Raw genomic sequence first — 17,800 nt, 5'->3', positions numbered from 1 at the left:
ATTCACTGACACCCATGCGGGGCGCGAGCCCTGCAGGGCCCCGGCTACGCAAAAAAACGAAAGTCACGCGCCGATCAGCGGCGTGGAGGAGAGAGTGATGCTGCGTCGATTGAGAAAATATGGAGGCGGCGCCCGCGGCGTCGTCACGTTGATGACGTCGTCCGCACCGCTGGTGATCGTCGGCGGGCTGCTGTACGCCGGGCTGTTCGTGAAGGCGGAGGCGGTGGTGCAGAAGGTCGAGCCGCCGGCGATCGAGCGGCGCGACAGCTTCTATGCCGTCGCGGCGCCCGACGAGCGGGTCGTGTGGGCCGTCGGCTCCGGCGGCAAGATCGTGCGCAGCGAGGACGGCGGTCAGTCGTGGGTGCGCCAGCCTTCCGGCACCGAGGTCAATCTGCAGGGCATCGCGGCCTGGGACGAGCAGGCGGCGATCGCGGTCGGCAACGACGGCGTGGTCGTCGTGACCGCCGATGGCGGACACATCTGGAGTCGCGCCGAGATTCCCGCGAGCAGCAATCCGAACAAGCTCTTCCGCGTGCGCATAGCCAACGGTGCGGCCTGGGCCGTCGGCGAATTCGGCGCGCTGCTGCGCTCGGCCGACCGCGGCGCGAGCTGGACGCGCGTGCTGCCGGAGGAGGACCGCGCCTGGAACGACATCGCCTTCGTCGGCGACGCCGGCTGGCTGGTGGGCGAGTTCGGCGCGCTGATGAAAAGCACCGACGGCGGCGCGACGTGGGAATCGGTCGCGACGCCGAACAAGGTCAGCCTGATGAGCGTCGCCTTCCGCGATGCCGAGCACGGGGTCGCCGTGGGCCTGACGGGTGCGCTGCTCGTGACGGCCGACGGCGGTGCCTCGTGGCAGCAGGTGCCGGCCTTCACGCGCGAGCACCTCTATAGCGTGATGTGGGACGAGGGGCGCTGGCTGGCGGTCGGCGACAAGGGCGTGATGGCCACCGCCCAGGCCGATGCCGGGCAGTGGCAGCTCGGCCGCGTCGCGGAAGGCGACGTGTCGTGGCGTACCGCCGTGGCCCGCTCCGGCGCGCGCTACTTCCTCGCCGGCAGCAATCTCGCCGTGCTCGACGACGGCGCGCTGAGCGTCGCCGGCCACAAGCGCATGTGAGGGGACGAGGATGAAGAACACGACTTTCGGCAAGGTCGACGCGGCCTTCGCCTTTCTCATCCGCTTCCGCACGCTGGTCGTCGCCGCGGTTGCGCTCGTGACGTTGGCGATGGGCTGGCAGGCGAGCCGGATCGAGGTGAAGACCGTCTTCAGCGATCTGCTGCCGCGCAACCATCCCTACGTGGAGGTGAACCAGCGCTTCAAGCAGACCTTCGGCGGCTCGAACATGGTCAGCATCATGCTGGAGACGGAGCAGGGCGACATCTTCAACCCCGTGGTGCTGGGCAAGGTGCAGAAGCTCACCGTCGATCTGCAGCAGGTCGAGGGCGTCGACACCTACCAGATCATTTCGCTCGCGTCGAAGAAGATCAAGGAGGTGCGCGCCTCGACCGAGGGGGTCGAATCGCGCCCGCTGATGTGGCCCGACCTGCCGCAGGGTGAGGCGGAACTGGCGGCACTGAAGGCCTCGGTGCTCAACAACCCGCTGGTTTATGGGCCTTATGTGTCGACCGACCTGAAGGCGACGCTCGTCACGGTCGACTTCAGCGACGGCAACATGGACTACACGCGCGCGTTCAACCAGTTGATGAAGCTGGTGGAGGAAGCGCGCGGGGACGGCGTCGAAGCGCGCATCGTCGGCGAGCCGGTGCTCTACGGCTGGGTGAACCATTACCTGCACGAGACGCTGACGATCTTCTTCATCGCGGTTGCGGCGCTGGTCGTGCTGTTGTGCCTGATCACGCGCACCTGGCACGGCACGGTGCTGCCGCTGCTCGCGGGCCTGGTGAGCGCGGTGTGGGCCCTGGGCGCGGCGCGTCTGATGGGATTTCACCTCGATCCGCTGGTGGTCGTCGTGGCCTTCCTGATCACCGCACAGGCGATCTCCAACTCGGTGCAGCTCATTGCGCGCTTCGACGACGAGACGCGCCAGGGCACGCCGAGCGCCGCGGCTGCGGCGAGGGCGAGCGCGCGCAACCTGTTCAAGCCGAGCATGCTCGCGATCGTCGCGGACGCGGGCTGCGTGCTGGTCGTCGCGCTGACGCCGATCCCGCTCCTGCAGAAGATCTCCTTCATCGGCACGGTGTGGGTGCTGACGATCGCGGTCAGCGCGCTGGTCCTCACGCCGGTGATGCTGTCGTGGTTCGGCTCGCATCAGCGCTTCATCCACCCGGTGAACATCAATCCGCTGCTGATGCGCATCCTTGGGATCTGCTCGGCCATCGTTACGACGCGCTGGCGCTATGCGGTGCTCGGCATGGCGGGCGCGGTGTTCGTGCTCTCCGGCCTGTACGCGTTCAATCTCAAGGTCGGCGACGCCAATCCCGGCTCGCCGATCCTGTGGCCGGACTCCAGCTACAACCGCGACGCGGCGCAGATCAACCGCCAGTTCCAGGGTTCGGACCGCATGTTCGTGGTGGTGGCGGGCAAGGAGCCGGGGGCGCTGCGCGAGCCCGAGGTGCTCTCCAGCATGACGCGCTTCCAGAAGTACATGGAGGCCCAGCCCGAGGTCGGCGGCAGCATCTCGCTCGCCGACATCCTGCCGCAGGTGAACCGGGTGCTGCGCGAGGGCAACCCGATGTACCAGGAGCTGGGCAAGAGCGCCGACGAGAACAGCGAGCTGATGTATATGTTCGTGTCCGGCTCCGATCCGGGCGACATGGACCGCTACGCCGATGCCGACGCGAAGAACGGTGCCGTGACGCTGTTCTTCCGTGACCACCAGGGCGAGACGATCCGCACCGCGGTGGCGCGCGTGCGCGACTACGTCGCCCAGCACCCGATCAAGGACGCCGAGTACCTGCTGGCGGGCGGTCTGGTCGGCGTGCTGGCGGCGGTGAACGAGGTGATCCTCGCCGGGCAGATCGAAGCCATCGCGCTGGCGCTGCTGGTGCTGGTGGTGTGCTGCACGGTCACCTATCGCTCCACGGTCGCCGGCGTGTTCTTCATGATCCCGGTGCTGCTGTCGAACACCATCACCTTCAGCTACATGGCGTGGCAGGGCATCGGCATGAACATCAACACCCTGCCGGTGGTGGCGCTGGGCATCGGCCTGGGCGTCGATTACACCTTCTACATCGTCGATGGCATCCGCGAGAACCTGCACCGATCGCACAACGTCGAGCGCGCGATCGTCAATGCGCTGACGGGACCGGGCAAGGGCGTGCTGATCACGGCGATGACGCTGATCACCAGCGTCGTGCTGTGGCACTTCTCGTCGCTGCGCCTGCAGGCCGACATGGGCGTGCTGATCGCGTTGTGGCTGTTCATCTCGGCCTTCAGCGCGCTCTTCATCATGCCGGCCCTCGTCTATGTCTTCCGTCCGGAATTCATCGTCGGGAGCAAGCGCCATCCCATCGAGCAGGCCGCCCCCGTGCTGGTCGGCTGAACCACCCCCGCGGACGCGGTGGCGATGCACGCCGCGTCCGTCCATGACCCCTTCAGAGCAGTGACAAAACGAAAAGGAGTGAGGAGATGAGGAGCAAGGGAGTAAGAAAGACCAGGGCGTCGGCGCTGGCGGTGACAGCGACTTTGGCCGCGCTGGCGAGCGGCCCCGCGCGGGCGGACGGTGGTGAAAGCCACCTCCTCGCCGCGCTGCCCGGGGACGGCGGGACAACCCCGTCCTGGGCCGCGGACGACTTCAGCTTCAACCTGTCGGGCTATGCGCGCGGCTGGGTGTCGGTGAACCTGGAGGATCAGCCGGAACTCAAGGCGATCGGCGAGAAGAGCAAGGGCAAACTGTCGATGGTGCGCGGCTCGCTGCTGCTCGACGCGGATGCGAGGACCGGGGCGGTGAAGTGGAAGGCGATCGGCCGCGTCGATCGTGAGTACAAGACCGACTACTTGAAGGACCTCGAGCGCCTGCGTGAGACCAACGGCACGGACCAGGGCGGCCACGCGAACAGCATCCTCGACAACTACAACCGCGGCGAGATCCGCGAGTTCTGGGCCGAGATTCCGCTCGGCGAGCGCGTCACCGTCAAGGCCGGCAAGCAGCAGTTGGTGTGGGGCGAGTCGGACTTCTTCCACGCGATGGACCTCGTGCATGGCTACGACCTGTCGTGGCGCCTGTTCTTCGAGGGCGAGAACGAGGAATGGCGCAAGCCGCTGACGCTGATCTCGACCAAGATCCGCGTCCCCGAGGCCGACGGCATGCTGGCGGCCTACATCCGCCCCGGCGTCGACCGCTGCCAGGACATCGGCAACACCTACGATATCCAGGGCGGGCGCTGGTTCTTCCAGCCCTATCGCGGCTTCGACCTCACGGCGGTCACCGACAAGGACTGTGACCACCCGTCGGGCGACTACCGCGACGTTACCGGCGGGGTGCGCTGGTCGGGCGAAGCCTTCGGCCTGAACTACTCCTTCGCGTGGCTCACGACCTTCTCGGCAGACCCGGTCGCGAACTCGGCCTTCAAGCCGTACAAGAAGGCGCCCGAGGGCGCGGTGTTCGACCGCATCCACCCGCAGATCGACGTCTACGGCATGACCGTGAGCGGCTACAGCGCGACACTCGATGCCGTGCTCAGCGCCGAGATGGCCTACACCAAGGACCAGCCCTACAACATCGGCACCGGCGCCTTCCTCGACCCGGTCGTGCCCGGAAATGTCGGCATCGGCCTGGGCGGCGTGAAGTTGAAGGACACGCTGACGACGATGCTGCGCATCGACAAGGACCTCGACCTGCAGGGCATCTTCGGCACGTCGCGGCCCTCGTTCTCGTCGATCCAGCTCTTCGATACGCAGGTGCTGAACTTCAAGGAGTCGGACGACCTCGTGCGCCTGTTCGCGTACGGCACGCCGCTCACCGAGCACAACACCATCCTGACCGCCTTCACGACGCTGAACTACCGCAACGACACCATCAACCCGGGCTTCGCGATCGGCTTCGACCTCAGCCACGGCGGCGGTTTCGCCATCCCCAGCCTGTCGCTGACGCTCAACGACGAATGGCTCGCGCGCGTCGAGGCGGACATCTTCTGGAGCGGTAACCGCTCGAACAAGGTGGCCTTCAGCGGCCAGCGCTCGCAGCTCTTCGGCTACTTCGACAACGCCAGCCAGCTCGTTTTCCGCTTGACCCGGCAGTTCTGAAAAAAGAGAGGAGACACACCATGTACAAGCAACTCCGACCCGCCGCCCGTTCCTCGGTGCGGCAACTCGCGACCGGCGGCACCCTCGGCCTGATGCTCCTGTTCGCCGCCCATGGCGCGAACGCCAAGGTGCTCGAACCCGGCTTCATCATCACCAAGGAAAACCTCGCGAGCGTCAAGAACGACACCTTCGAGGGCAAGACCATCGCCAGCATGATCCCCGAGAAGCTCGAGTGGATGATCACGAACTACGGCCTCACGATCAAGATCGCGAACTCGAAGAAGATCGAGATGGACCCGAAGTACGTCGAGGCGACGAAGAAGTGGTCGAAGGAGGTCAAGTTCAACCCGGCCGACCGCACGATCAGCGGCTGGAAGGCCGGCATGCCGTTCCCGCCTGAGACGATCAAGATGGACGACCCGCACGCGGGCGACAAGGTGATCTGGAACCTGCGCGCCGCGACCTACGGCGCGACGATGGACCTGCGCGACATCGCGTGGGTGTTCCTCGATGCCAAGAAGGGCTACGAGCGCGTGCAGGCCTTCCAGTCGCGGCGCTACTACATGGAAGGGCGGCTCGATGGCGGGCCGATCTCGGTCGGCGACGGCGACATCTCGCAGAAGACCTACTTCGTCGCGCACTACCCGCAGGACATCCGCGGCCTGGGGACCTTCTCGGTGCGCTACAACCAGCCCGACTCGGCCAAGCCGGACGATTCCTACGCCTACCTGAAGTCCGTGCGCCGCACGCGGCGGCTCTCCGGCGGTGCGTGGATGGACCCGATCGGCGGCACCGACCAGCTCTACGACGACTGGGACATCTGGGACGCGTGGCCGACCAAGTACACGCAGAACAAGCTGGTCGAGAAGCGCTGGGTGCTGGCGATCGCGCACAGCCCCGAGATCAGCGTCGACACCGCTCAGCCGTGGAGCGAACCGCAGAAGCGCTTCCCGCGCATCAACATGGCCGAGCCGCCGTTCGCCAACCCCGCCAAGGACGTCGAATGGGAGCCGCGCGAGGTGTATGTCGTCGAAGGCACGCCGCCGGCCGAGCACCCGTACAGCAAGAAGGTCGCCTACATCGAGGTCGATTTCCCGCGGCCCTACCTGGGCTACGCGCTCGACCGCAAGGGCGAGTTCTGGAAGATGTTCATCTTCCAGAACCGGCCCGACACCGGTGACGACGGCTACAAGGCGGTCATGCCGGTGGTCGGCCACATCATCGACGTCAAGCGCGGCCACGCGACCAACTGGTCGTCGAACATGAAATCGAACCCGAAAGGCGTGAAGGACACCGACGTGTCGCTGAACGTCCTGGAGGAGGTCGCGACCGGGGCGGGCAGCCGCTGAGGCCGCCTTCCGCCGCCCGCGCCGGTACCGCAGTCTCCCCCTTGGTCCGCCCCAGCCCAACTTCGGGGCGGACATTTTTCTCGCGGGGGCGGGGCCGGCGAAGCGGGCGGTGGCGATCAGGACAAGGGAGCACTTCGACATGCAGACATACCAGGCCACAGGCTGCGAATGGCGCACGACGCAGCTGGCGCAGTTCATCGCGCGCCACGGCGACCGCGACCTCGACGCGTTGCGCGAGCGCGCCGCCCGGGACCCTCGACGCTTCTGGGACCAGGTGCTCGACGCGATCGATCTGCGCTGGGTGACGCCTTACCGGCAGACGCTCGACCTTTCAGGCGGCGTCATGTGGCCCAAGTGGTTCGTCGGCGGGCGGCTGGACCTCGTCGACAACCTCGTCGGCAGGCATGCCCGCGCGACGCCGACGAAGATCGCGATCCGCTGGGAGGGCGACCGTGGGGAACTGCGCACGATCAGCTATGCGGAACTCGCGGCCGAGGTCGAGCGCGTCGCGGCGGGCCTGCGCGCGCTCGGCGTGGGCGAGGGCGACCGCATCGCGCTCTACCTGCCGATGATCCCCGAAGCGGCCGTCATGATGCTCGCGGCGACCCGCATCGGCGCGATCTTCATTCCGTTCTTCTCCGGCTATGGCGCGGACTCGGTGGCGCAGCGCGTGCAGGACTGCGATGCGCGGCTGCTGGTGTGTGCGAACGGCTACTACCGTCGCGGCAAGCGCGTCGACATGCTGGCCGACGCCCGCGCCGCGGTGCGCGAGTGCCCGTCGCTGCGTCACCTGGTGATCGTCGACCGCCTCGGTACGGGGCTCCGCGCGCAGGAGGGCGAGGCGTCGGGCGACTGCATCGAGTTCGACTACCGCCGCCTGCCCGTGTCGGTGTCGACCTGCCCGCTGACGGCCTTTCCCGCCGACCAGACGCTGATGCTGATCTACACTTCCGGCACGACGGGCAAGCCCAAGGGCGTCGTGCACACGCACGCCGGATTCCCGGTGAAGGCCGCGCAGGACCTGATGATGGCTTTCGACCTGCGGGCCGACGACACGCTGATGTGGGTCACCGACATGGGCTGGCTGATGGGGCCGTGGATGGTCTATGGCGGCCTGATGCTCGGCGCGACCCTCGTCTTTTACGAAGGCACGCCCGACTACCCCGACGCGGGCCGCCTGTGGCAGGTGGTCGAGCGCCACGGCGTCACGCACTTCGGCCTGTCGCCGACACTCGTGCGCCTGCTGATGGCGAAAGAGGGCAGCGTGCCGGAGCCGGCCGCGATCGAGCGCCTGCGCGTCTTCGGCTCGACCGGCGAGGCGTGGAACGAGGCGCCGTGGCTGTGGCTGTTCGAGCAGGTCGGTCGCGCGCGCCGCCCCATCATCAACTACTCGGGCGGCACCGAGATCGGCGGCGGCATCCTCGCCGGCTTCCCCGGCCTGCCGCAGAAGCCGGGTTCGTTCAACGGACCGATCCCGGGCGTGGCGGCCGACGTGATGGATGCGGACGGTCGTTCCTTGCGCGGCAGCGTCGGCGAACTCGCGATCCGCGCGCCGTGGCCGGGCATGACCAACGGCTTCTGGCACGACCCCGCGCGCTATCGCGAGGCGTACTGGTCGGTGTGGCCGGACGTGTGGGTCCATGGCGACTGGGCGCGCGTGGATGAGGACGGCCACTGGTTCGTGCACGGGCGCAGCGACGACACCATCAAGGTCGCCGGCAAGCGCGTCGGCCCCGCCGACTTCGAATCGGCGCTGGTGTCGCATCCGCTCGTCGTCGAGGCCGTCGCGGTCGGCGTGCCCGACGAGATCAAGGGCGAGGCGGTGGTGTGCTTCGTCACGGTCGCGGATTGCGCCCGCCCTTGGCCGGAGCTGGAGGCCCAACTCATCGAACACGTCGGCCGCCAGCTCGGCAAGCCGCTGCGTCCGGCACGCGTGCACCGCGTCGAGGCGATCCCCAAGACGCGCAACGGCAAGACGGTGCGGCGCGTGATGCGCGGCGCCTATCTCGGCACGGGACTCGGCGACCTGTCGTCGATCGAGAACCCCGGGGCGATCGACGCGGTGGGGGCACTCGGACGCGCCCTGCGCGAGGCCTCCGCTGCAGTGCAGGCATGAGACATGACTATCAAGAGGAGGACATCATGAGCAAGGTATTTGCGGACGCGGCCACCGCCTTGGCCGACGTCGTGCGCGACGGACAGACCGTCGCGGTCGGCGGCTTCGGACTGTGCGGCATCCCCGAGATGCTGATCCACGGCCTGCGCGACTCGAAGGCGAAGGACCTGACGGTCATCAGCAACAACGCCGGCGTCGACGGCATCGGCCTCGGCCTGCTGCTCGGCACGCGCCAGATCCGCAAGATGGTCGCGTCCTACGTCGGCGAGAACGCCGAGTTCGAGCGTCAGCTGCTCTCCGGCGAGCTCGAGGTGGAGCTCACGCCGCAGGGCACTCTCGCCGAGAAGCTGCGCGCGGGCGGTGCCGGCATCCCGGCCTTCTACACCCGCACCGGCGTTGGCACGCTCGTCGCCGAAGGCAAGGAGGAACGCGACATCGACGGCAAGCGCTACCTGCTGGAGCGCTCGCTCACCGCCGACATCGCCCTCGTCAAGGCGTGGAAGGCCGATCGCGCGGGCAACCTCGTCTATCGCAAGACCGCGCGCAACTTCAACCCGGTCGTCGCGACGGCCGGCCGTGTCACCGTCGCCGAAGTCGAGGAACTCGTCGAAACCGGCACCCTCGACCCCGACCACATTCATACCCCCGGCGTCTTCGTCCAGCGCATCGTCGTCAATCCGCGCCCGGCGAAGCACATCGAACAACGCACCACACGGCAGGAGTGAACCATGGCCTGGACACGCAATGAGATGGCCCGCCGCGCCGCGCAGGAACTGCAGGACGGCTTCTACGTGAACCTCGGCATCGGCATGCCGACCCTGGTCGCCAACCACATCCCCCCGGGCATGAATGTGTGGCTGCAATCGGAAAACGGCCTCCTGGGCATCGGCCCCTTCCCGACCGAAGCCGAGGTCGACGCCGACCTCATCAACGCCGGCAAGCAGACCGTCACGACGCTCGCTGGCAGCAGCATCTTCAGCAGCGCGGACTCCTTCGCGATGATCCGCGGCGGCCACATCGACCTCGCGATCCTCGGCGCGATGCAGGTCAGCGAGCATGGCGACCTCGCCAACTGGATGATTCCCGGCAAACTCGTGAAGGGCATGGGCGGCGCGATGGACCTCGTCGCCGGCGTGCGTCGCGTGATCGTGATGATGGAACACTGCAGCAAGGATGGCGCGCCGAAGATCCTGCGCCGCTGCGAGTTGCCGCTCACCGGCGTCGGCGTCGTCAACCGCATCATCACCGACCTGTGCGTGCTCGACGTCACGCCGGACGGATTGCGCCTCGTCGAGACAGCGCCGGGCGTCGACGTCGCCGACGTCATCGCCTGCACGGGCGCGCCGATCGAGTCGGGCGAACTCGTATCCGGCTGAGCCGTCCGGACGACCGTCCGATTTCCGGACGCCGCCCGGACGAAATCGTCCGGAAATCGGACGGTCACGGCTACAGGAATGCCTCCGCGCGAGCAGGAGTCGCGTCGGGGATGGCTGAAATCCCCCATGTTTGCGTTCCGCCCGGCGGATGAAAAAGAACTTAAGCAAACACTGTTTCTGGCATCCGCTTTGCTATGCTTTGTAGGCGCGAGCATTTGTTGCACGCGCATTCTTGCCGGAGATCTTTCGCACCGCAAAACACACACACACAACGCTTTCGCGAGCAGAACTTACAGGACACCGTCCAACCGGCCGCGCACGACGCGGCTCGCAGCGAACAGCGTCGAAGGAGGAGAGACTAGATGACACGGGTGCCCGAAGGGCCGATGTTTTCCGACCCGGGTAGTGATGCGGCGGTGATGGCCGCGTGGGAACGCTTTCTCGATGGTGAAAGCCGTCCGTCCGATTCATTGCGCGCGCTTGTCGATCGTTCCTGGCAGCGCTGCCAGCAGCACAACGTCGACCCCGACAAACGCAGCGCGCCGCCACCGGTCGGGGAATCCGCACTCGAGTCCCTGAAGGAGCACCACGGCGAACTGCTGCAGGCCAGTGCCCCGATCATGGCCTATGCGCGCGATTTCCTCGCGGAGACCGGCACCGTGATGGCGCTGGCCGACACGAGCTGCACGATCCTGACGATGGAGGGCGACAATCCGACCATCGGGACTGCCGAGAGCATCCATTTGTTGCCGGGCGTCTCCTGGAGCGAACGGGTCTGCGGCACGAACGCGATCGGCACGGCGCTGGCGGTCGGGGAACCGGTGCAGATCCACTCGGCCGAACACTACTGTGCCGGCATCAAGCGCTGGACCTGTTCGGCCACGGTCATCCGGCATCCGCACGACGGCGAGATCATCGGCGTCGTCGACGTCTCGGGTCTTTCCGAGAGCTACAGCCGGCAGAGCCTCGCGCTGGTCGTCACGACCGCCAGCCGCATCGAGAACAAGATCGCGATGCGCGAGATGGAGCGCCGTTACCGCCTCCTCGAAGCCTCGCTGCAGCGCTGGTCCAACGGCACCGACGGCCTCGTGCTGTTCGACCGCCGGGGCTACCCGGTGCGGGCGAACGAGATCGCGCAGGCGGCGATGACCACGCTGGGCGCCGACCTCGACCTGTCCGCGCCGCGTCGTGTCACCGCGCTGGCGATCGGCGAGAACGGCGAGTTTGTACATACGCAGGCCTTGCCTGCCTGGCTGCGTGCCGACTGGCTGGAGCCGGTGTACGGGGCTCAGGGGCAGCGCCTGGGCACACTGCTGGTATTGCCCCTGCCGCGCCTCGGGCGCGCGATTTCCGGGGAAGGCGTGCGTCGCCTCGTCAGCGAGCCGGCAGTGGCGGCGAACGACATGCCCTCCGGCTTCACCTCCATCATCACGCGCGACCCGGCGCTGCGCGAGGCCGTGCGCAAGGCAGACCAGCTCGCGCGCTCCAAGGTTCCCGTGCTGCTGCTGGGCGAAACGGGGGTCGGGAAGGAGGAATTCGCCCAGGGCCTGCACAAGGCCAGCCCCTTCCGCGACGGTCCCTACGTCGCGCTCAACTGCGGCGGCCTGTCGCGTGAGCTCCTCGCCAGCGAGCTCTTCGGCTATGTCGATGGCGCCTTCACCGGCGCGCGCCGCGGCGGCATGGTGGGCAAGATCGAGGCTGCCAACGGCGGCACGCTGTTCCTCGACGAGATCGGCGAGATGCCGCTCGACCTGCAGCCGCACCTGCTGCGCGTGCTCGAGCAGAGCGAGATCTACCGCCTGGGCGAGAACGTGCCGCGCAAGGTCAGCTTCCGCCTCATCGCCGCGACCCACCGCGACCTGCGCCAGGAAGTCGCCGACGGCCGCTTCCGCATGGACTTCTTCTACCGCGTCGCGGTGACCTCGATCCGCATCCCGCCGCTGCGCGATCGCACCGGCGACGTGCGCGAGCTCGCCCGGCACTTCGTCGAACGCTTCTCGAAGCAGCATGAACTCGGGCCGCGCCGTCTCGACGAGGCGCTGCTCGCCCAGCTCGAGAGTTACAGTTGGCCGGGCAACGTGCGCGAGCTGAGAAACGTCGTCGAGAGTGTGTTGCTGATGAGCGAGAGCGAGAGCGTCGGCATCGACGCGCTGCCGCCGGAGTTGCTCGGCATCGCCGATCCCGCCGTCAGCGCGCCGGTCGCGACCGCTCTTGGCGCACTCGCGACGAACGTGCCGGTCGGCAGCATCGCGGAAGGCGAGGCGGAGCTCATCCGCCGCGCGATCGCCGCCACCCACGGCAACCTCACGCGCGCCGCACGCGAGCTCGCCATCGCCAAGAGCACGCTGTACCAGAAGGTGAAGCTGTACGGACTGGAGCGCGATATCGGGCGGGTGCGCGCGGGCTGAGCAGCGCGGCTAGGCCCGGGCCGCGTGGCGGGCATGCAGCGCGCGCAGCATGCGGTGCAGCGCTTCGTCGAGCAGCGCGCGCGGGCAACCGAAGTTCAGGCGCACGAAGCCGGGCATGCCGAAAGGGGCGCCGTCGGACAGGCCCACGCCGGCGTCCTCGAAGAAGCGCATGGGGTTCTCCAGACCGCTGCCGCGGCAGTCGATCCACGCGAGGTAGGTTGCCTCCGGTCGCGTGGTCGTCAGTCCCGGCATTGCAGCGACGGCGTCCATCACGAGGTCGAGGTTGCCGCGCAGGTAGTCGAGCAGGGCGGCGCGCCACGGGCCCCCGTCGCGGTACGCCGCCTCGGCGGCGACGAGGCCGAGCAGGTTGTTGTGCGGGACCACGCCGCGCATCTCGTGGCGGAAGCGCCGACGCAGCACGGGGTCGGGGATGATCGCCAGTGCGCAGTAAAGCGCGGGGATGTTCCAGGTCTTGGACGGCGCCATCAGCGTGATCGTGCGCCGGGCGGTCGATGCGTCGAGCGCGGCGATCGGGATGTGCGGCGTGGCCGGGTCGAGGACCAGGCCGCAGTGGATCTCGTCGGAGCAGATCACCAGGTCGTGCCGCTCCGCGAGGCCGGCGAGCCATTCGAGCTCGTCGCGGTCGAACACGCGGCCGACCGGGTTGTGCGGGTTGCACAGCATCAGCAGGCGCGTGCGCGCGGTGATGGCATTTTCCACGTCCGCGCGGTCCCATCCCCAGCGGCCGTTTTCCTGCCTGAGCGCTCGCGTGACCAGGCGCCGGTCGCTGTTTGCCGGCGCGGTGAGGAAGGGCGGATACACGGGCGTCGCGGTGAACACCTCGTCGCCCGCTTCGCCGGTCGCACGGCACGCCAGGTTGAAGCCGGTGACGACGCCCGGCAGCCACACGATCCAGTCCGCCTCGATGTGCCAGTCGTGGTCGCGGGCGATGCCGTCGATGACAGCGTCCGACAGACCGGGCCAGGGATCGGTGTAGCCGAACACGCGATGGTCAATGCGTGCGCGGATCGCGTCGATGACCGGCGGCGGCGCGGGAAAATCCATGTCCGCAACCCACAGCGGCAGCACGTCGCGTCCGGCGTAGCGGCCCCATTTCTCGCCGGGGACGGCGCTGCGGTCGGGGACGTGGTCGAAATCGAATGACGCGGGGCTCATGGTTGCGGCTCCTTGGTGGCCGGATGGGCAGGTTGGGGAAACCCCGGCGGGAATTGTCCGCGGGCGAGGGATACAATTACACAAAACGTTCCGCTGGCGTTGGAGGAAGACAATCGTGCAACACCTGACGGCCCACCCCGATGGCATTCTCGCGGTGGACTCCGGCTACTGCCACCCCGGCCTTGCGGCCATTCATCTGATCATCCACGACGGGCATGCGGCCATCGTCGATACCGGCACCAATGCCTCGGCGCCGCGCGTGCTGGCGGCGCTGGCCGCCGCCGCGATTCCGCCCGAGCACGTGCAGTGGGTGATTCTGACGCACATCCACCTCGATCACGCCGGCGGCGCCGGCAGCCTGATGTGCGCGTTCCCGAACGCGAAACTCGTCGTCCATCCGCGCGGCGTGCGCCACATGGTCGATCCGGCGAAGCTGTGGGAAGGCACCTCGGCGGTGTATGGCGCCGAGCGCGCCTTCGCGCTGTACGGCCGGCTGGCGCCGGTCGAGGCCGAGCGCATCGTCGCGACCGAGGAGGACATGGTGCTCGAGCTGGGCACGCGCAAGCTGCGCATCCTGCACACCCCGGGGCACGCGAAGCATCACATCTGCATCTGGGACGAGACCGCGCGCGCCTTCTTCACCGGCGACACCTTCGGCCTGTCGTACCGGGAGTTGGACGTCGATGGACGGCCTTCGGTGTACCCGACGACGACGCCGACGCAGTTCGATCCGGATGCCCTGCACGAGTCGATCGACCGGCTGGTGAGCTATCGCCCCGATGCGATGTTCCTGACCCATTACAGCCGCGTGACCGGCGTGGACCGGCTGGCGGCCGACCTGCACCGGCTGATCGACACGCAGATCGCCGTGGCGCGCGCGGCGCGCGGCGAAGGGGTCGCACGTCATGTCGAGATCCTCGCCGGGCTGGAGCAGATCGTGCGCGAGGAGGCCGAGCGCCATGGCTGGCCGCTGCCGGAGGAGGAAATTTTCAACCTGCTGCGGACCGACCTCGAGCTCAATGCCCAGGGCCTGGGGATCTGGCTCGACGACTGCGCGCTGCGCGAACTGAGCACGGCCTGAGCGGGAGCCGGTCCGGGGGCTAGGGTGCGGCGTCGCCGGGCCGGGCCTGCAGTGCTTCGTATTTCGCCTGTGCGGCGATGTCGCCCTGCAGTGCGGCCTGCGCATACCAGTGCTCGGCCTGCCGCAGGTCGGCGGACACGCCGTCGCCCGTTTCGTACATCGAGGCCACGATGTACTGCGCGCCGGCGTGCCCTGCGCGGGCTGCGGCGAGGTACCAGCGCGCGGCCGCGGCGGCGTCCCGCGGCATGCCGTGGCCGACGTAGTACATGGTTGCGAGGCTGACCTGGGCCTCCGTGTGACCCTGTTCGGCCGCACGACGGTACCACTCGGCCGCAGTGGGCAGGGACGTCCGTACCCCGCTGCCGCGGTCGTACAGCAGCGCGAAGTTGTACTGCGCCTGCGCGAGGCCGGCGCCGGCCGCGCGCCGCAGCCAGCGCCACGCGGCATCCGGTTCCGGCGCCACCGTTTCCTTGCGGAACAGCATCATCGCGAGGTTGAACTGCGCCAGGCGGTTGCCCGCGCGTGCGGCGCGATCGAAGAGCCGTGCGGCCTCGTCGAGGTGGCCCGCCTCGTACGCGGTCACCGCGCTTTGTGCGAGCGCGGCGGCCGGCGTGCTGTCGGCTTGGGCGGGCGCGGTCCCGAGCAGGCCGGCGGCCAGCAGCGTACGGCATGCCAGATGGCGCATCGTGAATCCTCCATTGGCCCGTTGGAGCGCCGCCTCGCCGGCGAGTTCATCGCGGCTGCGCTGCGGTAACATCCGCGCTTCTGCGTGCAACGGTAATTACCATGTCCGGCCAGAGTCCCGAATCCCCTGTCGAAGTCGATCGCGAGCGCCGTTTCGGCGGCATCGCCCGCCTGTACGGCGCCGATGCGCCCGCGCGCCTGGAAGCGGCGCACGCGTGCGTGATCGGAGTGGGGGGCGTGGGCTCGTGGATCGCCGAAGCCCTGGCGCGCAGCGGGGTGGGGCGCATCACGCTGATCGATCTCGACCATGTCGCCGAGTCCAACATCAACCGCCAGATCCATGCGCTGGACCCGACGCTGGGGCAGGCCAAGGTGCTGGCGATGGCCGAGCGCATCCGCGCAATCAACCCGCGTGCGTGCGTCGACGTGGTCGAGGACTTCGTCACGCCGGACAATGCGATGGACCTGTTGCAGGGCTTCGATGTCGTCGTCGATGCCATCGACAACGTGCGTGCAAAAGTCGCGATCGTGCTGGTGTGCCGCCGGCGGCGCATCCCGCTGATCGTCGCCGGCGGGGCCGGCGGCAAGACCGACCCGTCGCGCATCCGCGTCGACGACCTGTCGCGCACCGAGCAGGACCCGCTGCTCGCCAAGGTGAGGAAGCGCCTGCGCAGCGAGCATGGCTTCCCGCGCAATCCCAAGCGCCCCTTCGGCATCGAGGCGGTGTATTCGTGCGAGCCGCTGCGCCTCGACGACCTCGCGTGCGACCTGCCGCACGGTCCCCAGGGGCTGGCGTGCGCGGGCTACGGTTCCAGCGTCGCGGTGACGGCTTCGGTCGGCATGTTCGCGGCCGCGCGTGCGATCGAACGTCTGCTCGCGCCGCCGGTCGACGCCACTTCCGAAACTGTCGAGAGCGAAACATGAGCAATGCACATGCGGTGGTGCTGTTCGGGCACGGCGCCCGCGATCCCGAATGGGCGCGGCCGATGCGGCGCACGCGCGACCATCTGCACACGCTGGCGCCCGGGCTGCGCGTCGAACTGGCCTTCCTCGAATTCATGACGCCGACGCTGGACGAGGCAATCGCCGCGCTGGTTCATGACGGCGTCCGGCACATCACCGTCGTGCCGATGTTCATCGCGCAGGGCGGGCATCTGAAGAGCGACGTGCCCCGACTCATCGGCGCCGCGCGAGAGCGTCATGTGGGCTGCGAGATCGCGCTCGCGCAGGCGGTCGGCGAGGCCGACGGCGTGATCGCCGCGATGGCGGAGTACGCGCTCGCGTCCAGCGGGGCATCGGCCGCCTGAGGATTTCCCGCCCCTGCGCTTGACTCGGCTGAATATAAGAATAAACTTATATTCATGACGAGATATTCCATCATCCGGATCGTGTTGCCCGCGCTTGCGCTGGCCATTGCCAACCCCTTGCAGGCGCAGGTTCCGACGCAGCGCATCGAGGCGCGGTCGGTCGGTCTGACCCATCCCGCGGAGGCCACGCTCGAAGCGGTGCGCCAGGCCACGCTCGCCGCTCAGGTGCCCGGCCGCATCGTCGAACTCAAGGTCGATGCCGGCGATCGTGTCGCCAAGGGGCAGGTGCTGCTGCGCATCGACGCGGCCGAGGCGAGCCAGGCCGTCGCCGGGGCGGAAGCCGGTATCGCGCAGGCGCAGGCCAACCAGATCAACGCGAAGGCGGCCTACGAGCGCACGAAGAGCCTGGTCGAGCGCAAGTTCGTGAGCCAGTCGGCGCTCGACCAGGCGAAGGCCTCTTTTGATGCGGCCGAGGCCCAGCTGCGCGCGGCGCGCGCAGGCCGCGGCCAGGCCGCGACGGTGCAGGGCTACACGACGATCGTCGCGCCGCTCGCGGGGCTGGTCGCCGCGCGCCACGTCGAGCAGGGCGAGATGGCCCAGCCGGGCCGCCAGCTCGTGACGGTGTACGACCCCGCCGCGATGCGCGCCGTGGTCGATGTGCCGCAGCAGCGCCTGGCGGGCCTCGCGTCCGGGCAGATCAAGGCGCGCGTCGAGCTGCCCGACACGGGCCGCTGGCTCGAGGCCGCGGGTGTCACGGTGCTGCCGGCCGCCGATCCGCGCACGCACACCGTGCGCGTGCGCGTGGACCTGCCCGCGAACGCCGAAGGGCTGGTGCCGGGGACCTTCGCGCGCGTGTATTTCGCCACCGGCGAGGCGCCGCGCATCGCGGTCCCGGCCGGCGCGATCCTGCGTCGCGGCGAGCTCACGGGGGTCTATGTCGCCGACGGCAAGGGTGGCTTCGCGCTGCGCCAGATCCGCGCCGGCGAGCCGCTCGCGGACGGCAGCGTCGAGGTGCTCGCTGGGCTCGTGGGCGGCGAAGAGGTCGCGCTCGATCCGGTGCAGGCCGGCATTGCCGCGCGCGCGGCGCGCTGACGGAG

14 protein-coding genes are annotated in these 17,800 nt (G+C 68.5%); 12 read left to right on the top strand and 2 right to left on the bottom strand.

Annotation, left to right across the window (positions count from 1 at the left end):
- Positions 1-97: 97 nt before the first annotated feature.
- The 8 genes from ToN1_RS09365 to ToN1_RS09335 all read left to right on the top strand — a co-directional run bounded on the left by ToN1_RS09365 (position 98) and on the right by ToN1_RS09335 (position 12,455).
- Positions 98-1,117, top strand: a complete 1,020-nt coding sequence (locus tag ToN1_RS09365; RefSeq protein ID WP_169206200.1) for a WD40/YVTN/BNR-like repeat-containing protein — start codon at positions 98-100, stop codon at positions 1,115-1,117.
- A gap of 10 nt (positions 1,118-1,127) precedes the next feature.
- Positions 1,128-3,503, top strand: coding sequence for an efflux RND transporter permease subunit (locus ToN1_RS09360; RefSeq protein ID WP_169206199.1), 2,376 nt, complete (start codon positions 1,128-1,130; stop codon positions 3,501-3,503).
- Positions 3,504-3,589: 86 nt separating this feature from the next.
- The gene (locus tag ToN1_RS09355) at positions 3,590-5,206 is read left to right on the top strand and encodes a DUF1302 family protein (RefSeq protein WP_169206198.1); all 1,617 of its coding nucleotides are present in this window, start codon (positions 3,590-3,592) and stop codon (positions 5,204-5,206) included.
- Between the two features lie 20 nt (positions 5,207-5,226).
- Positions 5,227-6,555, top strand: coding sequence for a DUF1329 domain-containing protein (locus tag ToN1_RS09350; RefSeq protein WP_169206197.1), 1,329 nt, complete (start codon positions 5,227-5,229; stop codon positions 6,553-6,555).
- A 139-nt stretch (positions 6,556-6,694) separates the two neighbouring features.
- Entirely contained in the window at positions 6,695-8,671 is a 1,977-nt protein-coding gene (locus ToN1_RS09345; RefSeq protein ID WP_169206196.1) for an AMP-binding protein, read from the top strand.
- Positions 8,672-8,697: 26 nt separating this feature from the next.
- Positions 8,698-9,396, top strand: a complete 699-nt coding sequence (locus ToN1_RS24740) for a CoA transferase subunit A (RefSeq protein ID WP_169206195.1) — start codon at positions 8,698-8,700, stop codon at positions 9,394-9,396.
- Positions 9,397-9,399: 3 nt separating this feature from the next.
- Positions 9,400-10,047, top strand: coding sequence for a CoA transferase subunit B (locus ToN1_RS24735; protein WP_169206194.1), 648 nt, complete (start codon positions 9,400-9,402; stop codon positions 10,045-10,047).
- Positions 10,048-10,409: 362 nt separating this feature from the next.
- Entirely contained in the window at positions 10,410-12,455 is a 2,046-nt protein-coding gene (locus tag ToN1_RS09335) for a sigma-54-dependent Fis family transcriptional regulator (RefSeq protein WP_210148077.1), read from the top strand.
- Between the two features lie 9 nt (positions 12,456-12,464).
- Here ToN1_RS09335 and ToN1_RS09330 read toward each other — a convergent pair whose 3' ends face one another.
- Entirely contained in the window at positions 12,465-13,631 is a 1,167-nt protein-coding gene (locus ToN1_RS09330; protein WP_169206193.1) for a MalY/PatB family protein, read from the bottom strand.
- Between the two features lie 115 nt (positions 13,632-13,746).
- On the opposite strand from ToN1_RS09330, the gene ToN1_RS09325 reads away from it, so the two are divergent.
- Complete coding sequence (locus ToN1_RS09325; RefSeq protein ID WP_169206192.1) at positions 13,747-14,712, top strand: MBL fold metallo-hydrolase; 966 nt, start codon at positions 13,747-13,749, stop codon at positions 14,710-14,712.
- Positions 14,713-14,731: 19 nt separating this feature from the next.
- Here ToN1_RS09325 and ToN1_RS09320 read toward each other — a convergent pair whose 3' ends face one another.
- Complete coding sequence (locus tag ToN1_RS09320) at positions 14,732-15,469, bottom strand: tetratricopeptide repeat protein (protein WP_244861011.1); 738 nt, start codon at positions 15,467-15,469, stop codon at positions 14,732-14,734.
- 29 nt (positions 15,470-15,498) lie between these two features.
- Between ToN1_RS09320 and ToN1_RS09315 the strand changes: the two genes are divergently transcribed.
- Genes ToN1_RS09315 through ToN1_RS09305 form a run of 3 tightly spaced genes read left to right on the top strand, consistent with a single transcriptional unit; the run spans position 15,499 to position 17,795 of the window.
- Positions 15,499-16,320, top strand: coding sequence for a tRNA threonylcarbamoyladenosine dehydratase (locus ToN1_RS09315; RefSeq protein WP_169206190.1), 822 nt, complete (start codon positions 15,499-15,501; stop codon positions 16,318-16,320).
- On the top strand, positions 16,317-16,703 hold the full coding sequence (locus ToN1_RS09310; RefSeq protein ID WP_169206189.1) for a sirohydrochlorin chelatase: 387 nt from the start codon (positions 16,317-16,319) through the stop codon (positions 16,701-16,703). Before ToN1_RS09315 ends, ToN1_RS09310 begins: the two co-directional genes overlap by 4 nt.
- Positions 16,704-16,757: 54 nt before the next feature.
- Positions 16,758-17,795, top strand: coding sequence for an efflux RND transporter periplasmic adaptor subunit (locus ToN1_RS09305; protein WP_169206188.1), 1,038 nt, complete (start codon positions 16,758-16,760; stop codon positions 17,793-17,795).
- Positions 17,796-17,800: the final 5 nt, after the last annotated feature.

The organism is Aromatoleum petrolei (assembly GCF_017894385.1).
Taxonomy (GTDB): Bacteria; Pseudomonadota; Gammaproteobacteria; order Burkholderiales; family Rhodocyclaceae; genus Aromatoleum; species Aromatoleum petrolei.
Note: the sequence above shows the minus strand (reverse complement) of the source record. Positions and strands in the feature narration are given on the sequence as shown.